Below are 20,394 nucleotides of genomic sequence, written 5' to 3'. Positions count from 1 at the left end.
GTTGCCGCGCCTTACCTTGCGCGCCTTACCTTGCGTGCGGCGCGTACATCGCCATCAGTTGGTCGTCGCTGAAGCCCCATTGGCGGGCGTCCTCGAACGCGATCACGGTGTCGTCGGCCTGGGTCAGGTCCAGCACCTCGGGCGGCAACGGCTTGGCATCGGTCACCGAGTAGAACACCATCACGCGCGGCCGCAGCGGCTCGCCTTCGTTCTGGCCGCAGACCACGGCCAGCCGGCCCGAGCGCAGCCGCAGCACGGTGCCCAGCGGGTAGATGCCGATGGTGCGCGTAAACGCCTTGAACACGCGACGGTCGAACAGCGTATCGACGCGTACCGCGATGTATTCCATGGCGCGCGCCGGCGACCACGCCAGGTGGTTCGGGCGCGGCGAGGTCAGCGAATCGTAGGTATCGCAGATGGCCGCGATCTTGGCGTGAACGCTGATCTCGTGCTCCAGCAGCCCGAACGGATAGCCGCGCCCGTCCACCCGTTCATGGTGATGGACGCAGACATCGAGCGGAATGTTGGTATAGAGCCGCGCCTCGTTCAGGATCCGGTAGCCGGCCGACGGATGGCGGCGCATCTGCTCCGCTTCCGACGGCGACAGGTCGCCGCCCTTCATCAGCAGCGATTCTGGCAGCGTCAGCTTGCCGATATCGTGCACCAGCCCCGCCAGCCCGAGTTCGCGCAACTCACCGTCGGGCAGCTTGAGGTTGCGGCCCACGGCGATCATCAGCGCGCAGACCGAGAACGAATGCAGGTACGTGTAATCGTCCTTGACCTTGAGCCGGGCCATCGCCAGCAGCGCCTGGGAATGGCGCGACAGCGATGTCGACGCCGAATCCACCAGCAGCAGCGCGCCGTTGGTTTCCAGCGCCCGGCCCATGCGGATGTCGTTGAACAGGTTGCCGATCAGCGCACGGCCGGTCTTGATCAGCTCGCGCGCGCGTTCCAGCTCGTCCTCGAAGCTCGCCTCGGGATCGTCGGTGGCGTCGTCGGCCTCCATCATGTCGGGCGCCGCCGGTGTCGGCAGGTTCCGGCCCTTGAGGATGTCGATCCAGACGTCCTGCACGTTGGCGGACTGGATCTGCTCCACCTGCTCGTCGCTGGTGACCAGAAAACGCGATCGCCAGAACGGATGGTTGATCCACGGCCCGCCCAGCCTTGCCACGAACATGCCAATCTGCAGCTGTTCCGCCTTGATTCTTCTCAGCATGCACTCGCCCCTATCAAATGGCGCACGAAGCCCGTGCCTCGCGTACCCGTTCAAGCGGGGCTCTGGTCGGGCCGGCCCCTTGCTCTGATTCTTATCGTTGGCCGCCATTATCGGCAGGCTGCCGTATTTCTTTAGCGTTTTCCGTTCGGACGCCGATCCCGCGGCTTCTGCCCGGTCCACCGCCCCGCTGATCGCCCGGCAGGCAGATGACGCAAGGCCACATTTGCGCGCCGACGGACAGCATGCCAAAAGTCAGACCCATCCAGACCATGTTGCCCCAAAAAACAACACCAGCCACCAACGCGCGACGCGCACGACCATCGCGCCGTCGGGCCGGCGGCCTGGCTGCTTTGTTCGGCACCCCGCAGACCCCATCCCCCGGTTGCATGAAACTTGTCGGCGCCAGGCTTGGCCTGCGCGTTCAGGCTTGATATTCGCGGCGAATTGCCGTTATCTGTTGTCGACCACCGCCATTGCGTCTTTCTGCTTGATGCACACCCACTACGACAACCTCAAGGTTTCACGCGACGCCCCGACCGAAGTGATCCGGGCCGCCTACAAATCCTTGAGCCAGAAATATCATCCCGACCGGCACGCGGACAGCGAGGAAGCCAATCGCATCATGCGGCTGCTGAACGCGGCCTACGAGGTGCTGCGCGACCCGGAACGCCGGGCCGAGCACGACCAGTGGATCATTGCCGAAGAAAAGCGCGAGGCCGAGCGGACGCTGCGGCAGGCGCAGGCCCAGCGGGCGGCGGCAGCCCAGGCCCAACGCCAGGCCGCGCAACGCCAGCAGGCCGCGCGCCAGTCGGCCAGCCGCCCGGCGCAACAGGCCCGCCCCGCCGAGCCGGAGCCCACCGACGCGCCGCCGTTCCGTTCACGCAAGGCGCGTCCCGAACGGCAGGAGCGCCAGGAACGCACCCGCCGCGCCGCCCGCCAGCGTGCCGCCGACGGCCCCGCCGTGCCGCTGCCGAAATACGGTTCGATCGCGCTCTATGCCGCCATCGGCGCGATCATCGTCATCATGCTTGGAGACTGGTCGGGCCCCGGCGAAGCGACGGCCAGCAGTACCGACGCCCGCCCGGTGCCCGCCAGCGCAGCGCAGGCGTCGGCGCCCGCATTGGTCAGGACAGTATCACCGGGCGTACAGCTCGCCAGCCGCGAGCGCGGCTACACCCGGCCGTCGATGACGCCGCGCGGCATGCCATGGCCCGATCATTCGGGCTATCTGCCGGGGTATCCGGTACTGAACGGGAATGGGTTGTCGACGCTGACGGTGGACAATTCGGGAAGCGCGTCCGACGTGCTGCTGAAACTGGTAGCCGTCGACGGCAATGCGCCGCTGCCGGTGCGCACCAGCTTCGTGCGCGGCGGATCATCGTTCACGATGGAGAATATTTCGCCCGGCGCCTACGACCTGCGCTACCAGAGCCTCGATTCCGGCGAGATCTTCCGCTCGGAGCGCTTCGACCTCTCGGAAGTCCGCGAGGCCGCCGGCACCAGCGCCAATCGCAATGTCTTCAAGCTGTACGCGGTGCCAGGTGGCACGTCGCGCTCGGTGACGATTTCCGAGCGCGAATTTCCCTGAGGCGGAGCCGGGGCTGGACACCGGCTCGGGCGGCCCTGGCCGCGATGGCGGCAGGGCTCAACGGGCTCCAACAGGTCTTGGTGGGCCTTGACAGGCCTCAGTAGGCCTTGGGCTGCGGCTGGCCGTTCGGCGCCACATAAGGCTTCGGCTTTGGTGCCGGCGCAGGCACATTGCCGTAAAGCTTCTGCCAGCGCGACTTCAGGCCGTCCGCGATTTCCTTCTGGTTGTACTGCTCGGCAAAGTCGATCACCGTCATGCCCTGCTGGTTCTTCAGGCGCATGTCCGCGCCTTCGTCCAGCAGCAGCTTCACCGTCTCGATATGACCGCCGCGCGCCGCCATCATCAGCGGCGTGGTGCCATTGGGGCTCTCGGCGTCCAGATACGCGGCATGGTCGACCAGGTACTTGACCACGTCGTTGTGCCCGTTCGTCGCCGCGTAGTGCAGCGGCGCCCAGCCCTTCTTGTTGACCTCGGCCTCCTCGCCATCGACCATCAGCTTGATCATGTCGAGATCGCCATTGAGCGCCGCCATCATCAGCGCGTTCTCGCCGGCCGGGTTGGTCTTGTCGAAGTCGATGTTCTTGGCCTTGATCAGCGCCGTGGCCGCCTTCTTCGACTTTTCGCGCAGCGCCACCACCAGCATCGGGTTGCCGCGGTTATCCACCAGGTTGGGGTCCACGCCCTTGGCCAGCAGTTTCTGCACGGTATTGCCGTCGTCGAATTCGACGGCCTTGCGCATGTCGTCGGCCGGTGCGGCCTGCACCAGCGCGCAGCCGGACATCGCCGTCAGGCCTACCAGGGCCACTGCGGATGCCAGGCGTCGAATCTTGATATCAAGCATGAGAATTCCTGTCTATGTGCTTGAAAAGACGGAAGAAATTATCCGTGGTCTGCTCCGCTACCGCCTCCACGGGCACGTCGCGCAGCCTGGCGATGAACTCGCCCACATGGCGCACCCAGGCCGGCTCGTTGGTCTTGCCACGATACGGCACCGGCGCCAGGTACGGCGAATCGGTCTCGATCAGCATGCGGTCCAGCGGCACCTTCTTCGCGGTTTCCTGCAGGTCTGCCGCACTCTTGAACGTGACGATGCCCGAGAACGAGATGTAGAAGCCTTCGTCAAGCGCCTGCTTCGCAATGTCCCAGGTCTCGGTAAAGCAGTGCATGACACCGCCGGCCTCGCGCGCATTTTCCTCGCGCATCAGGCGGATCGTGTCGTCGGCCGACGATCGGGTATGGATGATCAGCGGCTTGCCGGTCTGGCGCGCGGCGCGGATATGGGTGCGGAAACGTTCCCGCTGCCATTCCATGTCATCGACACTGCGGCCATTGAGCCGGTAGTAGTCCAGGCCGGTCTCGCCGGTGCCCACCACACGCGGATGGGCGGACAGCGTCACCAGGCGCTCCAGCGTCGGCTCTTCGGCATCTTCCTCGTAGTCGGGATGCACACCCACCGACGCGTAGAGGTTGGGATGCTGCTCGGCCAGCGCCAGCACGCGCGGAAAATCCTCCAGCGTCACGGAAATGCACAGCGCATGCGTGACCTGGTTGGCCTTCATGTTTTCCAGCAGCTGGGGCAGACGCTGCGCCAGCTCCGGAAAATCGATATGGCAGTGGGAATCGACAAACATGGTGCGTACTCCGCGCTCAGCCCAGGCGGCGGCCCAGGATGACGAGGTCGCGCTCGACCCCATCCAGTACGGCCACGCGCGGCAGGTCGCCCCAGCGCGAGAAACCGTGGCGCTCGAACAGGGCCAGGCTCGGTGCGTTGTGGCCGAAGATAAAGCCCAGCAGCGTGTTGACGCCTACCCGGGGCGCATGCTCAATGGCCCGTTCCAGCAGGAACCGGCCCAGGCCCTGGCCACGAAACGCTTCGTGCAGGTAGATCGAGACTTCGGCGGTGGCGCCATACGCCGGGCGGCCGTAGAAATCCGAGAAACTGACCCAGCCGGCCATGCGGCCATCGGCGGCTTCGCACACCCAGAGCGGGCGGCGCTCGGGCAGGTGCTCCGCAAACCACGCCTCGCGCGAGGCCACGGACACCGGTTCCGTATCGGCCGTCACCATGCGCGACGGCACGGTGCTGTTGTAGATCTCGACGATGCCAGCCAGGTCGTCACGCGTCGCCAGACGCACCGAAAAACCGCTATTGCTCATAAAAACAGATACTTGCGAAGCAAGCTTCGCATCTCACATGAGGTTACAAGGTCTGCGTGGGCCGCCCCGATTCGATGGTCTTGCCCAGCAGTTCTTCCACCGCGCGCTTGAGCGCACGGCCATTGTCGTCGTCCGGCAGATGCACGCCCACACCAGGGGTCTTCATCGGCGTGCCAGCCGGCGTGATCCAGGCAACAGTGCCCTGGACCTGGTATTTCTGCGGCCGGTCCAGCAACGAAAGCACCAGGAAGACCTGCTCGCCCAGCCGGAACGGGCGGTTCGACGGCACAAAGATGCCGCCGCGCGCCAGGAAAGGCATGTAGGCACCGTAGAGCCCGGCCTGGTCCTTGATCGACAGCGACAGCACATTCGGCCGGTGCGGCGCGCCGCCTGTGGGCGGCCCCGCCGGATTGACGGACGCGGCTGGCGCCGTATGCGCCGGCATCGTGACTGGTGCATTCATGTTTGACCCCTGCTGTGCTTTGCCCGCTTGGGCGGGCTATGGAATATTGGAAACACGTGGCTCGACTTTTACCACGTGTGCCCATCGATGCCTATGTTTTTGGCTTCGCCCAGCCCCTTTTGTCGCTTTCAGCGGAACAATTGCCGGTAATCGAGAAAGACCGATTCCATGACCAGCCGCGCCGCCAATGGGTGGTTCTCGCTGCGCCGGTGGTTGACCAGCCGGGCCGCAAACCCCTGCAGCCGATGGGCGTCGGTGGCACCGGCGCAGCGTCCGAGCGCGGCCTGCTCCTTCGGGAAATAGCGCACGGCCCCCGTGCCCAGGCACAGGGCCAGCATGTCGTAGGTCCAGCGCTGCAGCACGCCCAGCACGGCCGGGACCGGCAACTTCTGTAGTTGCTCGGCCGCCGCCAGCGGATCGAACGCGGCGCCGGCACCCAGCTGGCCAACCAGCAAGCGCTGCAACGGCTGCTCTTCGGCCTCGGCGGCATGCAGCGCGGTCAGCGGCGCACCGCCCGACAGCGCCAGTTGCGCCTCGACATCGGCCACGCCCTGGCTGCGCAGCCATTCCAGCGCGGCGGCCTGGGTCGGGCGCGTGACCGAGAACTGGCGGCAGCGCGACAGGATCGTCGGCAGCACGCGGTCGATCCGGTCGGTGACCAGCAGGAACACGGTTGACGGCGGCGGCTCTTCCAGCGTCTTGAGCAGCGCGTTGGCGCCCTCGGTCTGCAACGCGTCGAGCGGGTAGACCACCACCACGCGCAGGCCCGCGCGATGGGTGCCCACGCCCACCGCCTCGATCAGCCCGCGCACCTGTTCCATGCGGATGATCTTGCTGGGCGCCTTCTTCTTGCTGCTACTGCTGCCGCCACCTTCGCCGTCGCCATCGGCATCGCCCGCGCCGGCTTCCAGCGCTTCGGGCCGCACCACGGTGAAATCGGGGTGATTGCCCTGGCTGAACCAGTGGCAGGCGCCGCAGGTGTTGCACGGCTGGCCATCGGCCACCGGGGATTCGCACAGCAGGCCCTGGGCGAAATGCAGCGCCAGGTCGCGCTTGCCGATGCCTTGCTGCCCATGCAGCAGCAGCGCGTGCGGCAGCCGGTCGCGCAGCGCGGCCAGCCGTTGCCAGTCTTCTCGTTGCCAGGGATAAAGCATGCCGGATCAGTCAGTTAGCGCGATCGTCTCATGTATTGTCCGAGTCTTGCCCGGCGACATCAGCGTGCGCATATATATTCAATAAATCAAAGACTTGAGATGATTTCCTCAAGCGTGACGCGAATTTCCTCGATCGAGCGCGTAGCGTCGATCACGCGGAAACGCCCCGGCGCCTCGGCGGCCCGGCGCAGGTATTCGGCACGTGTCCGTTCGAAGAACGCGCGCGATTCGGCCTCGAACTTGTCCGGCTCGCGGGCGCTGGCCAGGCGCTGTGCCGCCGTCTCCAGGGGCACGTCGAACAGCAGCGTCAGGTCCGGCTGCAGATCGCCCTGCACCCACTGCTCCAGCACTTCCAGCCGCTCGCGCGGCAGGCCGCGCCCGCCACCCTGGTAGGCAAAGGTGGCATCGGTGAAGCGATCGGAAATCACCCAGTCGCCGCGCGCCAGCGCAGGCTCGATAACGTCGGCAATATGTTCGCGGCGTGCCGCGAACATCAGCAGCGCCTCGGTTTCGAGGTCCATCTTCCGGTGCAGCAGCAGGCCGCGCAGGTCTTCGCCCAGCGGCGTGCCGCCCGGCTCGCGGGTCGTGACAACGGTGGCACGTTCGCGCAGGCGGCCGGCTACCCATTCGATATGGGTGCTCTTGCCGGCGCCGTCGATGCCTTCAAAGGTGATGAATCTGCCGCGCATGAATTCAGGGCTTTCCGCGCTGGTACTTGTCGACCGCGCGATTGTGTTCGGGGAGTGAGCTGGAAAAATGGCTGCTGCCGTCGCCACGGGCCACGAAGTACAGCGCATCGGAAGGCGCCGGCGTGGTGGCCGCCGCCAGCGAGGCCAGACCTGGCAGCGCGATCGGGGTCGGCGGCAGGCCGGTCCGGGTGTAGGTATTGTAAGGGGTGTCCGTCAGCAGATCCTTCTTGCGCAGGTTGCCGTCGAAGGTCGGGCCGATGCCATAGATCACGGTCGGATCGGTCTGCAGCATCATGTTCTTGCGCAGCCGGTTGACGAACACGGAGGCAATCAGCGGCCGCTCGGCGGCCTGGCCGGTTTCCTTCTCGACGATCGACGCCATGACCAGCGCCTCGTACGGCGTCTTGTACGGCAGGTCGGGCGAGCGCGCGTTCCAGGCGTCGTTCAGGCGCTTCTGCATGGCCCGGTAGGCATGCTTGTAGAGCTCGACGTCGCTGCTGCCGCGCGCGAACAGGTAGGTATCGGGAAAGAACATACCCTCCGGCGACGCCTCGGCAGCGCCGATGGCCTTCATCAGCTCGGCATCCGACATGTTCTGGGTGTCGTGCTTCAGGGCCGGATTGGCGTCCACCGCCGCCCGCATCTTGCGGAATTCCCAGCCTTCGATCACGGTGACCACATAGTGCGCGACCTCGCCCTTGGCGAGTTTTTCGATCACATCGAGCGGCGTCACGCCGGTTTCGAACTGGTAGCCGCCCGCCTTGAGTTCGGCGGCATGGCCCGTGACGCGCGCCAGCAGCTGGAACAGGCGCGGGTCCATGCCCACGCCGCCGCGCTGGATCTGGCGGCCAACGCTCGCCACGCCGGAATTCGGCTTGATGATGACTTCGACGGGGGATGCGGACAGGCTCAGCGGCTGGCGGGCCCACCAGGCGAAGCCGCCGGCGGCGGCCATGGCAAAGACCAGCAATACCCCGACCAGGCGCAGGAACAGACGTTTCATGGAGTAAGAATAAACACCGGCCGCCATGCCCCCGCCGGCGGGTCGGGATCATTGGAGCGGCCGGTCGGAATGGCGACAGGCCCATATAATACCGGGAGCCTTGTGCCCGATGTGTCACCGAGCGTTACGCAGCGGCCTGCAGTGTCGATTGCGTGCCGCGCCGGTATCGTGATCGCGCCTGCGCCGCCATACGTTGTGTTCTGCACTTGTGCCCCCAATTCATCCATCCATACGATTTCCAGGACCGTCCGCATGTCCGCCACTGAATTCCCGTCCCTCGCCGACAGCTTCGCCGCCCTGCCCGCCGCCGGTATCGTGACCGCGCCCGCCGGCCTGGGCCTGATCCGCGTGGCCGGCGACGATGCCGCCAGTTTCCTGCATACCCAGCTGACCAATGCCGTGGAAGACCTGACCGCCGATGCGGCGCGGCTGGCCGGCTACTGCTCGCCCAAGGGTCGCCTGATGGCCAGCTTCCTGGCGTGGCGCGATGCCGAAGGTATCGTGCTGCAACTGTCGGCCGACATCCAGCCGGCCATCCAGAAGCGCCTGACCATGTTCGTGCTGCGCGCCAAGGCCAGGCTGTCGGACCTGTCCGCCACGCACCGGGTGCTGGGCGTGGCCGGCGCCGGTGCCGAAACCGCGCTGCGCCAGGCTGGCCTGCCCGCGCCCCAGGGCCCGCTGGCCGTGGCCCATGCCGATGGCGTGACCGTGATCCGCCTGGCTGACGCCGAAGGTGAAGCGCGCTGGCAGATCGTGGCCGCCGCCGACCGCGCCGATGCACTGCAACAGGCGCTGGGCGCCACGCTTGCGGCGGCCGCCCCGGCATTCTGGGACTGGCTCGACATCGGCGCGGGCATCCCGCGCATCACGGCCCCCACGCAAGAGCAGTTCGTGCCGCAGATGATCAACTTCGAACTGGTGGGTGGCGTGAACTTCCGCAAGGGCTGCTATCCCGGCCAGGAAGTGGTGGCGCGCAGCCAGTATCGCGGCACGCTCAAGCGCCGCATGTGGCGCGTGCAGGGCGAAGGCCCGGTGCCCGCCGCCGCCGCCGAGATTTTCCGCCCCGAGGACCCGGAACAGCCGTGCGGCATGATCGTCAATGCCGCGGCGTCGCCGCTGGGCGGCTGGGACGGCCTGGCCGAACTGAAGATCGACGCCGCCGCCGGTGCGCTGCACCTGGGCGCCGCCACCGGGCCGACACTGGTCACGCGTACGCTGCCGTACGAAGTACCGCTGCCGAACGAGGCCGAAGCGGCCAGCTGAACGCCACGGGAACTCTGCCATGAGCGATCATCTCTACGTCTACTTCAAGGTACCCGATGCGCACGCGGCCGACGCGCTGCCGCACTGGCACCGCTGGATGGAAACGGTCGCCGAGGCGACCGGGATTGGTGGTACGCTGATGCGCAGGCCCGAGACCCGCGCGGGCCTGCAGACGTGGATGGAGTGTTACGCCGATGTGCCGCCCGCGTTCGACGCCACGCTCGATGGGCTGTGGCGCCAGAGCGGGCTGGCGCAGTGGATCAGCGGCGAGCGGATGGCCGAAAGGTTCATCGACCTGGACGTGCTCTGACCGTGCAGGTCGCATTCACAACGGCATCGCAAGACGGTAGCAAGCAGTAAGAGGAAGCCCCCCATGTGTCTGATACTGGTGGCCTGGCAATCGCACCCGGACTATGCCCTGGTGGTAGCTGGCAACCGCGACGAATTCTATGCCCGCCCGGCGGCGGCCGCGCACTGGTGGCACGATGCCCACGAAGTGCTGGGCGGTCGCGACCTGGCGGAGGTGATTGGCGATGCCGGCACGTGGATGGGCGTCTCCAACGCCGAATCGCCTGAATGGCCCGATGATTCGCGCGCCCGTTTCGCGGCGCTCACCAATTACCGCGCGCCTTCCGAAAAACGTACCGATGCGCGCTCGCGCGGCGAACTGGTGTCGCATTTCCTGCGCGGCAACCAGACGCCCGACGAATACCTGCACGACCTGGCCCGCGCACCCGGCGCGTACAACGGTTTCAACCTGCTCGCCAGCGATCTGCACGATCTCTGGTGGTACAGCAACCGGTCCAAATCGCGCCAGCCGCAGAAGCTCAAGCCGGGCTTGTATGGCCTGTCCAACGCGCTGCTCGATACGCCCTGGCCCAAGGTGCGCAGCCGTGTGGGCGCGCTGTGCGAGGTGCTGGCCGCCGACCGCGGACAGCTAGGATCGGACCCCGAGCCGTACCTGCAGTTGCTGGCCGATGAAAAGCAGGCGCCAGACTGGGAACTGCCGAGTACCGGCGTGGCACCCGAATGGGAAAAGCTGCTGTCGTCGGCGTTTATCCGATCGCCCAACTATGGCACGCGCGCCAGCACCATACTGCGCGTGCGGCACGATGGCCGCTTCGATTTTGTCGAGCGCAGCTTCGACGCCGACGGCCAGACCGGCGAGGTGTCATACCAGGGCCGCCTGAACGTGGCCCGCGATACCGGAACCGTGCCGGCGCCACGCTAATCGCCGCCGGGCCGCCCTGGCCTGGCTGGCGTGATGGTCTCCGGATTCATGCAGACGGCCGGGCCATCCTGCAAACCCCGTTCCGCCACCACCTGCCACGCTTCGGCCGCTATGCCGACGCGTCGGCCAGCAGCACCAGATCGGCCAGCGCCCTGCCCCCCGCAGAGATATGCGTCCGCATGGCCTCGGCCGCGGCGTCGGCCTGCCCGCTCAGAATGGCCTCTACCACGTGTCCGTGCTCGCGATACGAGGTGGCTATGCGGGCCTCGTTGATCAGGTCCTTGCGCTGCCAGTAGATCGCCAGGCGGCGCCGCAACTGCACGATCTGCTCCGACAGGAACGGGTTGGCCGCCGCCTGGTACAACACCTCGTGGAAGGCCCGATTGGCCTCGACGTAGGCCGCCGCATCGCGTGCGCGCGCCGGAATGCCGGCGGCCTCGTGCGAATCTGCCAGTGCCTTGCGCCCTTCAGCCGAAATGCGCCGGGTGGCAAGCCGTGCCACCACCCCCTCCATCTCCGCCAGCGTCTCGAACATGGCCACCAGCTCGGCAGCGCTCGGCTTGTGGACGAACATGCCGGCACGCGGCGCGATCGACACCAGCCCCTGAGCCGCCAGCATCAGCAGCGCCTCGCGCACCGGCGTGCGCGAACTGTCGAACTGTTCGGCCAGCATCTTCTCGTCGATCTGCGCCCCGGGCCGCAGCTCTCCCGCCTGAATGGCGGCGATCACGCTTTCGCGAATCCGATCTTGTAGCGATTGCACGGGTATACCCTCTATTTTCCTTAGAAAAATATCTGTAGCCTTTTTTGATATATCAATTCGGCTTTGAGATATAACGAGATGGATGATACCTCACCCTCCCTGGCCGTCGAAGGCCGCGTTGCCACGATAACGCTGCGCCGGCCCAAAGTGGCCAACCGGCTCAGCCCCGCCGACCTGATCGCGCTGCGCGACCACGTGGCCGCCGTCAATGCCATGTCCGAAGTGCTGGTGCTGTGCTTCATCGCCGAGGGCAAGTACTTCTGCAGCGGCTACGACATTGGCTCGCTAGGTGGCAAGCCCGAGGAAGGCGCTGCCAATTTCGGCGACGTGATCGATGCCATCGAGGCGGCGCGGCCCGTCACGATGGCCGCGATCCAGGGCGGCGTCTATGGCGGCGCCACCGACCTGTGCCTGGCGTGCGATTTCCGGATCGGGGTGCCGGGCTGCGACATGTTCATGCCCGCTGCCCGGCTGGGGCTGCATTTCTATCGCGGCGGCATGGAGCGCTATGTGTCGCGGCTGGGCCTGAACGCGGCCAAGCGGCTGTTCCTGACCGCCGACCGCATCGAGGCCGACGAGATGCTGCGCATCGGCTTCCTGACCGAAATGGTGCCCGCCGATGCGCTGGCCGCGCGCGTGGCGGCACTGAGCACCCAGCTGGCCGGCATGGCGCCGATCGCGCTGATCGGCATGAAACGCCACCTCAACGACATCGCCTGCGGCCGGCTTGATGCCGACGCGCTGCAACACGACATACACCGCTCCGAAACCTCGGAAGACCTGCGCGAGGGTGCGGCGGCATGGAAGGAGAAACGAACCCCTGCGTTCCGCGGCCGATAGCCACGCCAGGCCCAGCCGCGTCCATTCACTCAAGTGGCGAAACAGCTACGGAGGAGACATCATCATGACCATCACCCTGACCCATCGCGCCGCGCTCGCCATCTTCGGCACGCTGTTCGCGGCATTGCCCGTTGCCGCCTCGGCACAGGCGGCCTACCCCAACAAGCCGATCCGGCTCGTGATCGGCTTTCCGGCCGGCGGCGGCGCGGACAACACGGCCCGGCTCTACGGCGACGCGCTGAGCCGCGAGCTTGGACAACCGGTGGTGGTCGACAACCGGCCCGGCGCCGGCACCACGATTGCCGCCGAATACGTCGCCAAGTCGGCGCCCGACGGCTACACGCTCTACATCGCCACGGCCAGCCTGATGGGTGGTGACAAGGTGCTCTACAAGAACATCCGCTACGAGCCGTCCGACTTCGCGCCGATCACGAAGCTGTCGGCCGCGCCGCTGATCCTGGCCGTCAACAAGGACAGCGGCATCAAGAACGTGCAGGACCTGATCGCCCAGGCCAAGGCGCATCCGGGCGCCATCAATTACTCGTCGTCGGGCAATGGCGTGATCACGCACCTGGCAGGCGTCTACTTCACCAAGCTCACCGGCGTGCGCATGACGCACGTGCCATACAAGGGCGGCGCGCCGTCGGCCCAGGCCGTGGCCGCCGGCGACGTGCAGCTGACGTTCGGTACGGCGCCTTCGGTCAAGCCGATGATCGACACCCATAAGGTGGTGCCGATCGCCGTGACTTCGGCCCAGCGCTCCAACGCCAATCCGCAATTGCCGACCATCGCCGAAAGCGGGGTCAAGGGCTACGACCTGTCGGCCTGGTACGGGCTGTTCGCACCCGCGAAAACGCCCCCGGAGATCATCGACAAGCTGTTCGCGGCCACGGCCAAGGTCATGGCCGACCCCGAACTCCGCAAGCGCTTTCTGGCGCAGGGCGACGAGGTGTCGGTGTCGGCTTCGGTCGCCGACTTCCGCGACTTCGCGGCCCGCGAAGGCAAGATCGGCGTCGACCTGGCGCAGTCGAGCGGCGCAAAGATCGATTGATGCCCGCCCGCGCATCGAACCTCAAGGAGTAAAAGCATGACTACGCCTAACGGCCCCCTGCACGGCATCACGGTTGTCGACCTGACGCGCGTGCTGGCCGGCCCGTACTGCACGATGATGCTGGCCGATCTGGGCGCCCGCGTCATCAAGATCGAGAATCCCGACCGGGGCGACGATTCGCGCCAGGTGGGGCCGTTTGTCGATGGGGAGTCGGCCTACTTTGCGTCGGTGAACCGCAACAAGTCGTCCATCGCGCTCGATCTCAAGGACGCGTCGGACCGCGCGGTACTGGAGCGGATGCTGGAAGGCGCCGACGTGCTGGTGGAGAACTTCCGCGCCGGTGTGATGGACAAGCTTGGCTATACATGGGAAATGCTGCGCGCCCGCTATCCGAGGCTGGTGTACGCGTCGATTTCCGGCTTTGGCCAGACCGGCCCCTACCGCAACCGGCCCGCCTACGACATGGTGGTGCAGGCCATGGGCGGCCTGATGAGCGTGACGGGCGAGCCCGGCGGCAATCCGGCGCGTGTCGGGGTGTCGATTGGCGATATCGGCGCCGGACTGTATGCCACCATCGGCATCCAGGCCGCGCTGCTGCGCCGCACCGCCACCGGGCTGGGCGAACGGGTCGATATCTCGATGCTCGATTGCCAGGTGGCGCTACTGGAAAACCCCATCGCCCGCTTCTCGGCCACCGGCAACGTGCCCAGGCCGCTCGGCACCCGGCATCCGTCGATCACGCCGTTCGACATGTTTGCCACGCAGGACGGCTTTGTCGTGATCGCCGTTGGCAACGACGCCCTGTTCGAACGGCTCTGTGGCGCACTCGGGCAGCCGGAATGGGTCGACGATCCACGGTTTGCATCGGTCCCGGCCCGCAACGAGCATCACGCGGAACTGAAGCAATGCCTGGAGGCGCGCCTGTGCGAGGCGCCGACAGCCGAATGGGAAGCTGTGCTGGAGGCCGCCGGGGTGCCGCATGGCCCGCTGAACGGCGTGCCGCAGATCATGGACAACGCCCACGTGGCAGCCCGGCAGATGCTGCTGGACGTTGGCATCGGCGCCGACAAATCGCTGCGCGTGGCCGGCAATCCGATCAAGATCGGCGAGACGTGGCAGTCCGGCGCGGTACGGCCGGCGCCCCGGCTCGATCAGGATCGCGAGGCGCTGCTGGGAGAATTTGGCGCGTAGCCCCGGGGGCCGGCGGACCAGCCCGGCCTTAGCCGATGCGCTTGCGCATCTCGATGTGCGGAATGCCGGCTTCCTCGAATTCGGCCCCCACCTGCTCGAAACCCACGCGCGTGTAGAACGGCGCGGCGTGGGTCTGCGCGTTGAGGATCAGCTCCGGATAGCCCAGCTCGGCGGCCTTGGTCATCAGCGCATCGAGCACCTTCGCACCCATGCCGGTGCCGCGCGCCACCTTCAGCACCGCCATGCGGCCGATATGGCCATCCGGCAGCAGCCGGCCCGTCGCCACCGGCGTGCCGTCCTGGGCAAACGCCAGCGCGTGCCAGCTCGGGGCATCCATGTCATCCCATTCCAGTTCCACCGGCACACCCTGCTCTTCCACAAAGACGCTGTAGCGGATGGCGCGCGCGCGTTCGCGGGCTTCATCCCAGGCGCAGACCAGTACGGAATCGGGGCAGACGGACATGATTTTCTAGGGCGGGAAGTCTTGGAAAGGCGCAATGATACGCCGACGGCCAGGCGATGGCGGTCAAGGCGGCGCTGCAGACCCGTGCGATTATCGGCCATCCTTGCACCAGCCTAGGGATTACCCCCCTGCCATCCTTTGATGAAATTTGTATGATGACCTGACTACCCGATGACGTGATAACGATGTTCCAGAAGATTCCCGCCCGTGCGCTGACCGACAGCGTGGCCGAACAGTTACTCGAGAAGATCGAAGGCGGCGTGTTTCCGCGTGGCGCCAAGCTGCCCACCGAAGCCGTGCTGTCCGAGGAATTCGGCGTCAGCCGCACCGTGATCCGCGAGGCCATTGCGCGGCTCAAGTACGAAGGGCTGGTGGAATCGCGCCAGGGCAGCGGCGTATTCGTGACCGAACAGGCCGGCATCCGTCCGCTGCGCATCGACTACACCGACGTCGACACGCTGGAATCGGTGCTGCAAATCGTTGAACTGCGACGTTCCATTGAGGCCGAGGTGGCCGCGCAGGCCGCCCGCCGCCGTACGGACGCGGCCATGGCCGGCATCGACGCCGCGCTGGCCCGGCTGGATGCCGAGGTGGCCGCCGGCGGTGACGGCGTGGATGCCGACGTGGGCTTCCACCGCGCCATCGCCGAAGCCACCGGCAATCCCTACTTCCTCAAGACGCTGGCGTTCCTGAGCCAGTACCTGGAAACCGCCACGCGCGTCACGCGAACCAACGAGGCGCGCCGCGAGGACTTCTCGCGCCAGGTGCGCGAGGAACACCAGGCCATTGTCGCCGCCATCCGCGCGGGCGACCCCGACGCCGCGCGCAACGCCGCGCAGAACCATATGTACAACGCGGCGCGCCGCCTGTCGCAACTGGGCGACGACGACGCAGCCGCCAGCGACCTGCCGCAAGGCCCGTCGCATTAATCCCGCTTTCAGGAGATTTCCATGTCCAGGAATATTGGTGTCATCGGCTTGGGCGCGATGGGCTATGGCGTGGCGCAGTCGCTGCTGCGCGCCGGCTTCAAGGTCCATGCGTTCGATCTGCGCGATGAGGTGCTGCGCCGCTTTGCCGACGCCGGCGGCGTGCCGTGCGGCAGCCCGGCCGAACTGGGCGAGCGCTGCGACGTGGTGATCACGCTCGTGGTCAACGCCGCGCAGACCGAATCGGTGCTGTTCGGCGAACAGGGTGCGGTACCGGCCATGGCCGCCGGCAAGCTCGTGATTGCCAGCGCCACCGTGCCGCCTGGCTTTGCCGAAGCCCTGGGCAAGCGGCTGGCCGAAAAGGGCCTGCTGCTGCTCGACGCGCCGGTCTCGGGCGGCGCCGCCCGCGCTGCCACTGGCGAAATGACGATGATGACGTCGGGCCCTGCCGAAGCCTACGCGCTGGCCGAGGACGTGCTGGGCGCCATTGCCGGCAAGGTCTACCGCCTGGGCGACGCCCATGGCGCCGGCTCGAAGGTCAAGATCATCAACCAGTTGCTGGCCGGTGTGCATATCGCTGCAGCAGCCGAAGCCATGGCGCTGGGCCTGCGCGAAGGCGTGGACCCCGACGCGCTCTACGACGTCATCACGCACAGCGCCGGCAACTCGTGGATGTTCGAAAACCGCGTGCCGCATATCCTGGCGGGCGACTACACGCCGCTGTCGGCCGTCGACATCTTCGTCAAGGACCTGGGCATGGTGCTGGATACCGCGCGCACCAGCAAATTCCCGCTGCCGCTGTCGGCGGCGGCACACCAGATGTTCATGATGGCGTCCACCGCCGGCCATGGCGGCGAGGACGACTCCGCCGTCATCAAGATTTTCCCGGGTATCGAACTGCCCGCCGGCAAGGCCAAGGAGTAAGGCAATGACGATGGATCGTCCCCTGCTGGGCTGTATCGCCGACGATTTCACCGGCGCCACCGACCTGGCCAACACGCTCGTGCGCAATGGCATGCGCACCGTGCAGACCATTGGCGTGCCCACCTCGGCGGTGCAGGCCGACGCCATCGTCGTCGCGCTGAAGTCGCGCACGATTCCGGTGGCCGACGCGGTGGCCCAGTCGCTGGCCGCACTGGCCTGGTTGCGCGAGCAGGGCTGCCGCCAGTTCGTGTTCAAGTACTGCTCGACGTTCGATTCGACCGACGCCGGCAATATCGGCCCGGTGGCGGAAGCCCTGCTCGACGCCCTGGGCAGCGATTTCACGATCGCCTGCCCGGCCTTCCCCGAGAACGGCCGCACGATCTTCCGTGGGCACCTGTTCGTGGCCGATGCCCTGCTTAACGAATCGGGCATGGAGCACCATCCGCTCACGCCGATGACCGATGCCAGCCTGGTGCGCGTGCTGCAGCGCCAGAGCCAGTCCAAGGTGGGCCTGCTGCGTTATGACACCGTGGCGAAGGGCCCGCAGGCCGTGCGCGCCCGTATCGACGCGCTGCGCGCCGAAGGCGTAAAGCTGACGATTGCCGATGCAATTTCCGACGCCGACCTGTTCGCGCTGGGCGAAGGCTGCGCGGCGCTGCCGCTGATTACGGGCGGCTCGGGCATCGCGCTGGGCCTGCCGGAGAATTTCCGCCGGGCCGGGCTGCTGCCGACACGCACCGACGCGGCCGAAGTGCCGGCCGTCAACGGCCATGGCGTGGTGCTGGCGGGCAGCGCATCGCGCGCCACCAACGGCCAGGTCGCGCACTGGATCGCGCAGAAGCGCCCCGCCCTGCGGATCGATCCGCTGCGCCTGGCGCGCGGCGAGGCCGTGACCGACGAGGCGCTGGCCTTTGCCCGCGATCACGACGAACCGGTGCTGATCTATGCGACGGCGCAACCCGAGCAGGTCAAGGCCGTGCAGGCCGAGCTTGGCGTGGCACGCGCAGGCGAACTCGTGGAACACGCGCTGGCCTGCATTGCCGCCACGCTCAAGGCCCGCGGCACGCGCCGCTTTGTGGTGGCCGGCGGCGAGACGTCGGGCGCCGTGGTGCAGGCGCTGGGCGTGGAGTCGCTGCGCATCGGCCGCCAGATTGCCCCGGGCGTGCCGGCTACCGTCACGCTCGATGCCGAGCCGCTGGCGCTGGCCCTGAAATCGGGCAACTTCGGCGGCGAGAACTTCTTCGACGAAGCGCTGCAGGTGCTGGGAGCCGCGCGATGAGCCAGAACGAAAGCGCACTGCGCGAAGAGATCTGCCGCGTCGGCGCCAGCCTGTTCCAGCGCGGCTACACGGTCGGCACGGCCGGCAACATCAGCGCCCGCCTGGAAGACGGCTGGCTGATCACGCCCACCGACGCGTGCCTGGGCACGCTGGACCCCGCCAGGGTCGCCAAGGTGGCGACCGACGGCACCTGGGTATCGGGCGACAAGCCGTCGAAGACGCTGACGCTGCACCGCTGCGTCTACGACAACAACCCGAACGCCCATGGCGTGGTGCATACCCATTCCACCCACCTGGTGGCGCTGACGCTGGCCGGTGTGTGGCAACCCGACGACGTGCTGCCGCCGATCACGCCGTACTACGTGATGAAGGTGGGCCATATCCCGCTGATTCCGTACCACCGCCCGGGCGACCCGGCCGTGGCTGCCCGCGTGGCGCAGCTTGCAAACGAGGTACGCGGCGTGCTGCTGGCGCGGCTGGGTCCGGTGGTGTGGGAAGACAGCGTGTCGCGGGCAGCCTGGGCGCTGGAGGAGCTGGAAGAAACCGCCAGGCTCTGGATGATGCTCGGGGACAAACCCGCGCCACTCGATGAAACCGCGCTGGCGGAACTGCGCGACACGTTCAAGGCGAGGTGGTAGCGCCGCAGGAATCTACCCCATTGCTTTGCTCCCCTCTCCCGCTACGCGGGAGAGGGGTTGGGGGAGAGGGCAAGCGCCAGGCTCTGGCGACATCTCATAACAACGCCCCGCCCTCTCCCCGGCCCTCCCCCGCAACGCGGGAGAGGGCGACACCCTCAGCCGGTTCAAGACCAAGGAGACCTTCTAAATGACCGCATCCAACCCCGCGGTGGGGACCACTGCCGCCGACGCACGGCTGGACACCGACGCCGCCACCGAAAAGAGCGCCTACAACAAGGTGTTCTGGCGCATCATGCCGTTCCTGATGCTGTGCTACGTGATCGCCTATCTCGATCGCGTCAACGTGGGCTTCGCCAAGCTGCAGATGGCGCAGGACCTGCAATTCTCGGAGACCGTGTTCGGCCTGGGCGCCGGCCTGTTCTTCATCGGCTATTTCCTGTTCGAGGTGCCCAGCAACCTGCTGATGCACCGCATCGGCGCGCGCATCTGGATTGCGCGGATCATGATCACGTGGGGCATCATCTCGGCCGCTTTCGTGTTCGTGCAGACGCCCACGCAGTTCTACGTCATGCGCTTCCTGCTGGGCCTGGCCGAGGCGGGCTTCTATCCGGGCGTGATCCTGTACCTGACGTACTGGTACCCGTCGCACCGCCGCGCCAAGATGATCGCGCTGTTCATGTCGGGCATTCCCGTGGCCGGCATGTTCGGCAACCCGCTGTCGGGCTGGATCATGGACGCCTTCCACGACACCCACGGCTGGGCCGGCTGGCAGTGGATGTTCCTGATCGAGGCGCTGCCCGCGTTTGCCATCGGCATCGTGACGATCTTCGTGCTGCGCGACGGCATCGACAAGGCTCCGTGGCTCGACAACGACGAGAAAGCCCTGCTCAAGCGCAACATCGAGGAAGACGAGCGCGCCGCCTCTGCCGCAGCCGCCGCCAACGGCCAGCGCGACATGCATTCGCTGGGCGCCGTGTTCAGCGACCGCCGCGTCTGGTGGATGTGCCTGATCTATTTCTGCTTCGTGACCGGCCAGTACGCGCTGACGTTCTGGATGCCGACGCTGGTCAAGGCCAGCGGCGTGACCGGCAACCTCAATATCGGCCTGCTCTCCGCCATCCCGTTCATCTGCGCGATTGTCGTCATGAATATCCTGGGCCACAGCGCCGATGCCCGCCGCGAACGCCGCTGGCACCTGATCGTGCCGGCACTGATGGGCGCCACGGGCTTTGCCATTGCCGCGTCGTTCACCCACAATACCCCGGTGGCCATTGCGGCGCTGTCGCTGGCCGCCGCCGGTGTGCTGACCTGCGCGCCGCTGTTCTGGTCGCTGCCGACCGCGTTCCTGAGCGGCGTTGCCGCCGCGTCGGGCATCGCCGTAGTCAACTCGGTGGGCAACCTGGCAGGCTTTGTGTCGCCGTACATGGTCGGCGCGCTCAAGGACCTGACGCAGAGCACGCAATTGCCGATGTATGTGCTGTCGGCCATCCTGATCGTGGGCGCCCTGCTGGTGTGGCTGACCCCGGCCAGGCTGGTCAACCGCTGATCGAACCTG

22 protein-coding genes are annotated in these 20,394 nt (G+C 66.8%); 12 read left to right on the top strand and 10 right to left on the bottom strand.

What is annotated here, in order from left to right:
* Window positions 1-25: 25 nt before the first annotated feature.
* On the bottom strand, window positions 26-1,216 hold the full coding sequence (locus ACOABP_RS16930) for an HD-GYP domain-containing protein (RefSeq protein WP_474226312.1): 1,191 nt from the start codon (window positions 1,214-1,216) through the stop codon (window positions 26-28).
* A 490-nt stretch (window positions 1,217-1,706) separates the two neighbouring features.
* On the opposite strand from ACOABP_RS16930, the gene ACOABP_RS16925 reads away from it, so the two are divergent.
* Window positions 1,707-2,804 carry a J domain-containing protein gene (locus ACOABP_RS16925; RefSeq protein ID WP_474227866.1) on the top strand — a complete coding sequence of 366 codons (1,098 nt, stop codon included), beginning with the start codon at window positions 1,707-1,709 and terminating at the stop codon, window positions 2,802-2,804.
* 97 nt (window positions 2,805-2,901) lie between these two features.
* Here ACOABP_RS16925 and ACOABP_RS16920 read toward each other — a convergent pair whose 3' ends face one another.
* The 7 genes from ACOABP_RS16920 to mltG all read right to left on the bottom strand — a co-directional run bounded on the left by ACOABP_RS16920 (window position 2,902) and on the right by mltG (window position 8,270).
* Window positions 2,902-3,645, bottom strand: coding sequence for an ankyrin repeat domain-containing protein (locus ACOABP_RS16920; protein WP_474226311.1), 744 nt, complete (start codon window positions 3,643-3,645; stop codon window positions 2,902-2,904).
* Complete coding sequence (locus ACOABP_RS16915; RefSeq protein WP_474226310.1) at window positions 3,638-4,435, bottom strand: TatD family hydrolase; 798 nt, start codon at window positions 4,433-4,435, stop codon at window positions 3,638-3,640. Before ACOABP_RS16915 ends, ACOABP_RS16920 begins: the two co-directional genes overlap by 8 nt.
* Window positions 4,436-4,451: 16 nt before the next feature.
* Window positions 4,452-4,961 (bottom strand): N-acetyltransferase family protein, encoded by a 510-nt coding sequence (locus tag ACOABP_RS16910; RefSeq protein ID WP_474226309.1) that lies wholly within the window; start codon window positions 4,959-4,961, stop codon window positions 4,452-4,454.
* Between the two features lie 43 nt (window positions 4,962-5,004).
* Window positions 5,005-5,424, bottom strand: a complete 420-nt coding sequence (locus ACOABP_RS16905) for a PilZ domain-containing protein (RefSeq protein WP_474226308.1) — start codon at window positions 5,422-5,424, stop codon at window positions 5,005-5,007.
* A gap of 128 nt (window positions 5,425-5,552) precedes the next feature.
* Window positions 5,553-6,578 (bottom strand): DNA polymerase III subunit delta', encoded by a 1,026-nt coding sequence (locus ACOABP_RS16900; RefSeq protein ID WP_474226307.1) that lies wholly within the window; start codon window positions 6,576-6,578, stop codon window positions 5,553-5,555.
* Between the two features lie 86 nt (window positions 6,579-6,664).
* Window positions 6,665-7,267: a dTMP kinase gene (gene tmk / locus ACOABP_RS16895; RefSeq protein ID WP_474226306.1), complete on the bottom strand. Its 603-nt coding sequence runs from the start codon at window positions 7,265-7,267 to the stop codon at window positions 6,665-6,667.
* A gap of 4 nt (window positions 7,268-7,271) precedes the next feature.
* Window positions 7,272-8,270 (bottom strand): endolytic transglycosylase MltG, encoded by a 999-nt coding sequence (mltG, locus tag ACOABP_RS16890; RefSeq protein ID WP_474226305.1) that lies wholly within the window; start codon window positions 8,268-8,270, stop codon window positions 7,272-7,274.
* A 252-nt stretch (window positions 8,271-8,522) separates the two neighbouring features.
* Here mltG and ygfZ point away from each other — a divergent pair, with 252 nt between their 5' ends.
* The 3 genes from ygfZ (at window position 8,523) to ACOABP_RS16875 (ending at window position 10,764) form a co-directional block, all read left to right on the top strand.
* Entirely contained in the window at window positions 8,523-9,533 is a 1,011-nt protein-coding gene (gene ygfZ / locus ACOABP_RS16885; RefSeq protein ID WP_474226304.1) for a CAF17-like 4Fe-4S cluster assembly/insertion protein YgfZ, read from the top strand.
* 19 nt (window positions 9,534-9,552) lie between these two features.
* Complete coding sequence (locus tag ACOABP_RS16880; RefSeq protein WP_066738011.1) at window positions 9,553-9,843, top strand: DUF4936 family protein; 291 nt, start codon at window positions 9,553-9,555, stop codon at window positions 9,841-9,843.
* Between the two features lie 63 nt (window positions 9,844-9,906).
* Entirely contained in the window at window positions 9,907-10,764 is an 858-nt protein-coding gene (locus tag ACOABP_RS16875) for an NRDE family protein (RefSeq protein ID WP_066738013.1), read from the top strand.
* Window positions 10,765-10,873: 109 nt separating this feature from the next.
* Here the strand turns inward: ACOABP_RS16875 and ACOABP_RS16870 are convergent, their stop codons facing one another.
* Window positions 10,874-11,527, bottom strand: coding sequence for a GntR family transcriptional regulator (locus ACOABP_RS16870; protein WP_082926495.1), 654 nt, complete (start codon window positions 11,525-11,527; stop codon window positions 10,874-10,876).
* Window positions 11,528-11,605: 78 nt separating this feature from the next.
* Between ACOABP_RS16870 and ACOABP_RS16865 the strand changes: the two genes are divergently transcribed.
* The 3 genes from ACOABP_RS16865 to ACOABP_RS16855 all read left to right on the top strand — a co-directional run bounded on the left by ACOABP_RS16865 (window position 11,606) and on the right by ACOABP_RS16855 (window position 14,609).
* Window positions 11,606-12,367 (top strand): enoyl-CoA hydratase/isomerase family protein, encoded by a 762-nt coding sequence (locus tag ACOABP_RS16865; RefSeq protein ID WP_474226303.1) that lies wholly within the window; start codon window positions 11,606-11,608, stop codon window positions 12,365-12,367.
* A gap of 64 nt (window positions 12,368-12,431) precedes the next feature.
* Complete coding sequence (locus ACOABP_RS16860; protein ID WP_474226302.1) at window positions 12,432-13,418, top strand: Bug family tripartite tricarboxylate transporter substrate binding protein; 987 nt, start codon at window positions 12,432-12,434, stop codon at window positions 13,416-13,418.
* A 36-nt stretch (window positions 13,419-13,454) separates the two neighbouring features.
* On the top strand, window positions 13,455-14,609 hold the full coding sequence (locus ACOABP_RS16855; protein WP_474226301.1) for a CaiB/BaiF CoA transferase family protein: 1,155 nt from the start codon (window positions 13,455-13,457) through the stop codon (window positions 14,607-14,609).
* Window positions 14,610-14,637: 28 nt separating this feature from the next.
* Here ACOABP_RS16855 and ACOABP_RS16850 read toward each other — a convergent pair whose 3' ends face one another.
* Window positions 14,638-15,072 carry a GNAT family N-acetyltransferase gene (locus ACOABP_RS16850; RefSeq protein ID WP_474226300.1) on the bottom strand — a complete coding sequence of 145 codons (435 nt, stop codon included), beginning with the start codon at window positions 15,070-15,072 and terminating at the stop codon, window positions 14,638-14,640.
* 185 nt (window positions 15,073-15,257) lie between these two features.
* Here ACOABP_RS16850 and ACOABP_RS16845 point away from each other — a divergent pair, with 185 nt between their 5' ends.
* The 5 genes from ACOABP_RS16845 (at window position 15,258) to ACOABP_RS16825 (ending at window position 20,385) form a co-directional block, all read left to right on the top strand.
* Window positions 15,258-16,001: a FadR/GntR family transcriptional regulator gene (locus tag ACOABP_RS16845; RefSeq protein ID WP_474226299.1), complete on the top strand. Its 744-nt coding sequence runs from the start codon at window positions 15,258-15,260 to the stop codon at window positions 15,999-16,001.
* A 21-nt stretch (window positions 16,002-16,022) separates the two neighbouring features.
* Window positions 16,023-16,922 (top strand): L-threonate dehydrogenase, encoded by a 900-nt coding sequence (gene ltnD, locus ACOABP_RS16840; RefSeq protein ID WP_474226298.1) that lies wholly within the window; start codon window positions 16,023-16,025, stop codon window positions 16,920-16,922.
* A gap of 10 nt (window positions 16,923-16,932) precedes the next feature.
* Window positions 16,933-18,201: a 3-oxo-tetronate kinase gene (gene otnK / locus ACOABP_RS16835; protein WP_474227865.1), complete on the top strand. Its 1,269-nt coding sequence runs from the start codon at window positions 16,933-16,935 to the stop codon at window positions 18,199-18,201.
* Complete coding sequence (otnC, locus tag ACOABP_RS16830; protein WP_474226297.1) at window positions 18,198-18,839, top strand: 3-oxo-tetronate 4-phosphate decarboxylase; 642 nt, start codon at window positions 18,198-18,200, stop codon at window positions 18,837-18,839. Before otnK ends, otnC begins: the two co-directional genes overlap by 4 nt.
* Before the next feature lie 187 nt (window positions 18,840-19,026).
* Window positions 19,027-20,385, top strand: coding sequence for an MFS transporter (locus ACOABP_RS16825; protein WP_474226296.1), 1,359 nt, complete (start codon window positions 19,027-19,029; stop codon window positions 20,383-20,385).
* The last annotated feature ends 9 nt before the right edge of the window (window positions 20,386-20,394 follow it).

Source organism: Cupriavidus sp. HE11, from assembly GCF_056097175.1.
Note: the sequence above shows the minus strand (reverse complement) of the source record. Positions and strands in the feature narration are given on the sequence as shown.

Excerpts from the sequence above, each read along its gene's own strand:
- ACOABP_RS16930 (WP_474226312.1), bottom strand. The coding sequence starts at position 1,216 with ATGCTGAGAAGAATCAAGGCGGAACAGCTGCAGATTGGCATGTTCGTG.
- ACOABP_RS16925 (WP_474227866.1), top strand. The coding sequence starts at position 1,707 with ATGCACACCCACTACGACAACCTCAAGGTTTCACGCGACGCCCCGACC.
- ACOABP_RS16920 (WP_474226311.1), bottom strand. The coding sequence starts at position 3,645 with ATGCTTGATATCAAGATTCGACGCCTGGCATCCGCAGTGGCCCTGGTA.
- ACOABP_RS16915 (WP_474226310.1), bottom strand. The coding sequence starts at position 4,435 with ATGTTTGTCGATTCCCACTGCCATATCGATTTTCCGGAGCTGGCGCAG.
- ACOABP_RS16910 (WP_474226309.1), bottom strand. The coding sequence starts at position 4,961 with ATGAGCAATAGCGGTTTTTCGGTGCGTCTGGCGACGCGTGACGACCTG.
- ACOABP_RS16905 (WP_474226308.1), bottom strand. The coding sequence starts at position 5,424 with ATGAATGCACCAGTCACGATGCCGGCGCATACGGCGCCAGCCGCGTCC.
- ACOABP_RS16900 (WP_474226307.1), bottom strand. The coding sequence starts at position 6,578 with ATGCTTTATCCCTGGCAACGAGAAGACTGGCAACGGCTGGCCGCGCTG.
- tmk (WP_474226306.1), bottom strand. The coding sequence starts at position 7,267 with ATGCGCGGCAGATTCATCACCTTTGAAGGCATCGACGGCGCCGGCAAG.
- mltG (WP_474226305.1), bottom strand. The coding sequence starts at position 8,270 with ATGAAACGTCTGTTCCTGCGCCTGGTCGGGGTATTGCTGGTCTTTGCC.
- ygfZ (WP_474226304.1), top strand. The coding sequence starts at position 8,523 with ATGTCCGCCACTGAATTCCCGTCCCTCGCCGACAGCTTCGCCGCCCTG.
- ACOABP_RS16880 (WP_066738011.1), top strand. The coding sequence starts at position 9,553 with ATGAGCGATCATCTCTACGTCTACTTCAAGGTACCCGATGCGCACGCG.
- ACOABP_RS16875 (WP_066738013.1), top strand. The coding sequence starts at position 9,907 with ATGTGTCTGATACTGGTGGCCTGGCAATCGCACCCGGACTATGCCCTG.
- ACOABP_RS16865 (WP_474226303.1), top strand. The coding sequence starts at position 11,606 with ATGGATGATACCTCACCCTCCCTGGCCGTCGAAGGCCGCGTTGCCACG.
- ACOABP_RS16860 (WP_474226302.1), top strand. The coding sequence starts at position 12,432 with ATGACCATCACCCTGACCCATCGCGCCGCGCTCGCCATCTTCGGCACG.
- ACOABP_RS16855 (WP_474226301.1), top strand. The coding sequence starts at position 13,455 with ATGACTACGCCTAACGGCCCCCTGCACGGCATCACGGTTGTCGACCTG.
- ACOABP_RS16850 (WP_474226300.1), bottom strand. The coding sequence starts at position 15,072 with ATGTCCGTCTGCCCCGATTCCGTACTGGTCTGCGCCTGGGATGAAGCC.
- ACOABP_RS16845 (WP_474226299.1), top strand. The coding sequence starts at position 15,258 with ATGTTCCAGAAGATTCCCGCCCGTGCGCTGACCGACAGCGTGGCCGAA.
- ltnD (WP_474226298.1), top strand. The coding sequence starts at position 16,023 with ATGTCCAGGAATATTGGTGTCATCGGCTTGGGCGCGATGGGCTATGGC.
- otnK (WP_474227865.1), top strand. The coding sequence starts at position 16,933 with ATGGATCGTCCCCTGCTGGGCTGTATCGCCGACGATTTCACCGGCGCC.
- otnC (WP_474226297.1), top strand. The coding sequence starts at position 18,198 with ATGAGCCAGAACGAAAGCGCACTGCGCGAAGAGATCTGCCGCGTCGGC.
- ACOABP_RS16825 (WP_474226296.1), top strand. The coding sequence starts at position 19,027 with ATGACCGCATCCAACCCCGCGGTGGGGACCACTGCCGCCGACGCACGG.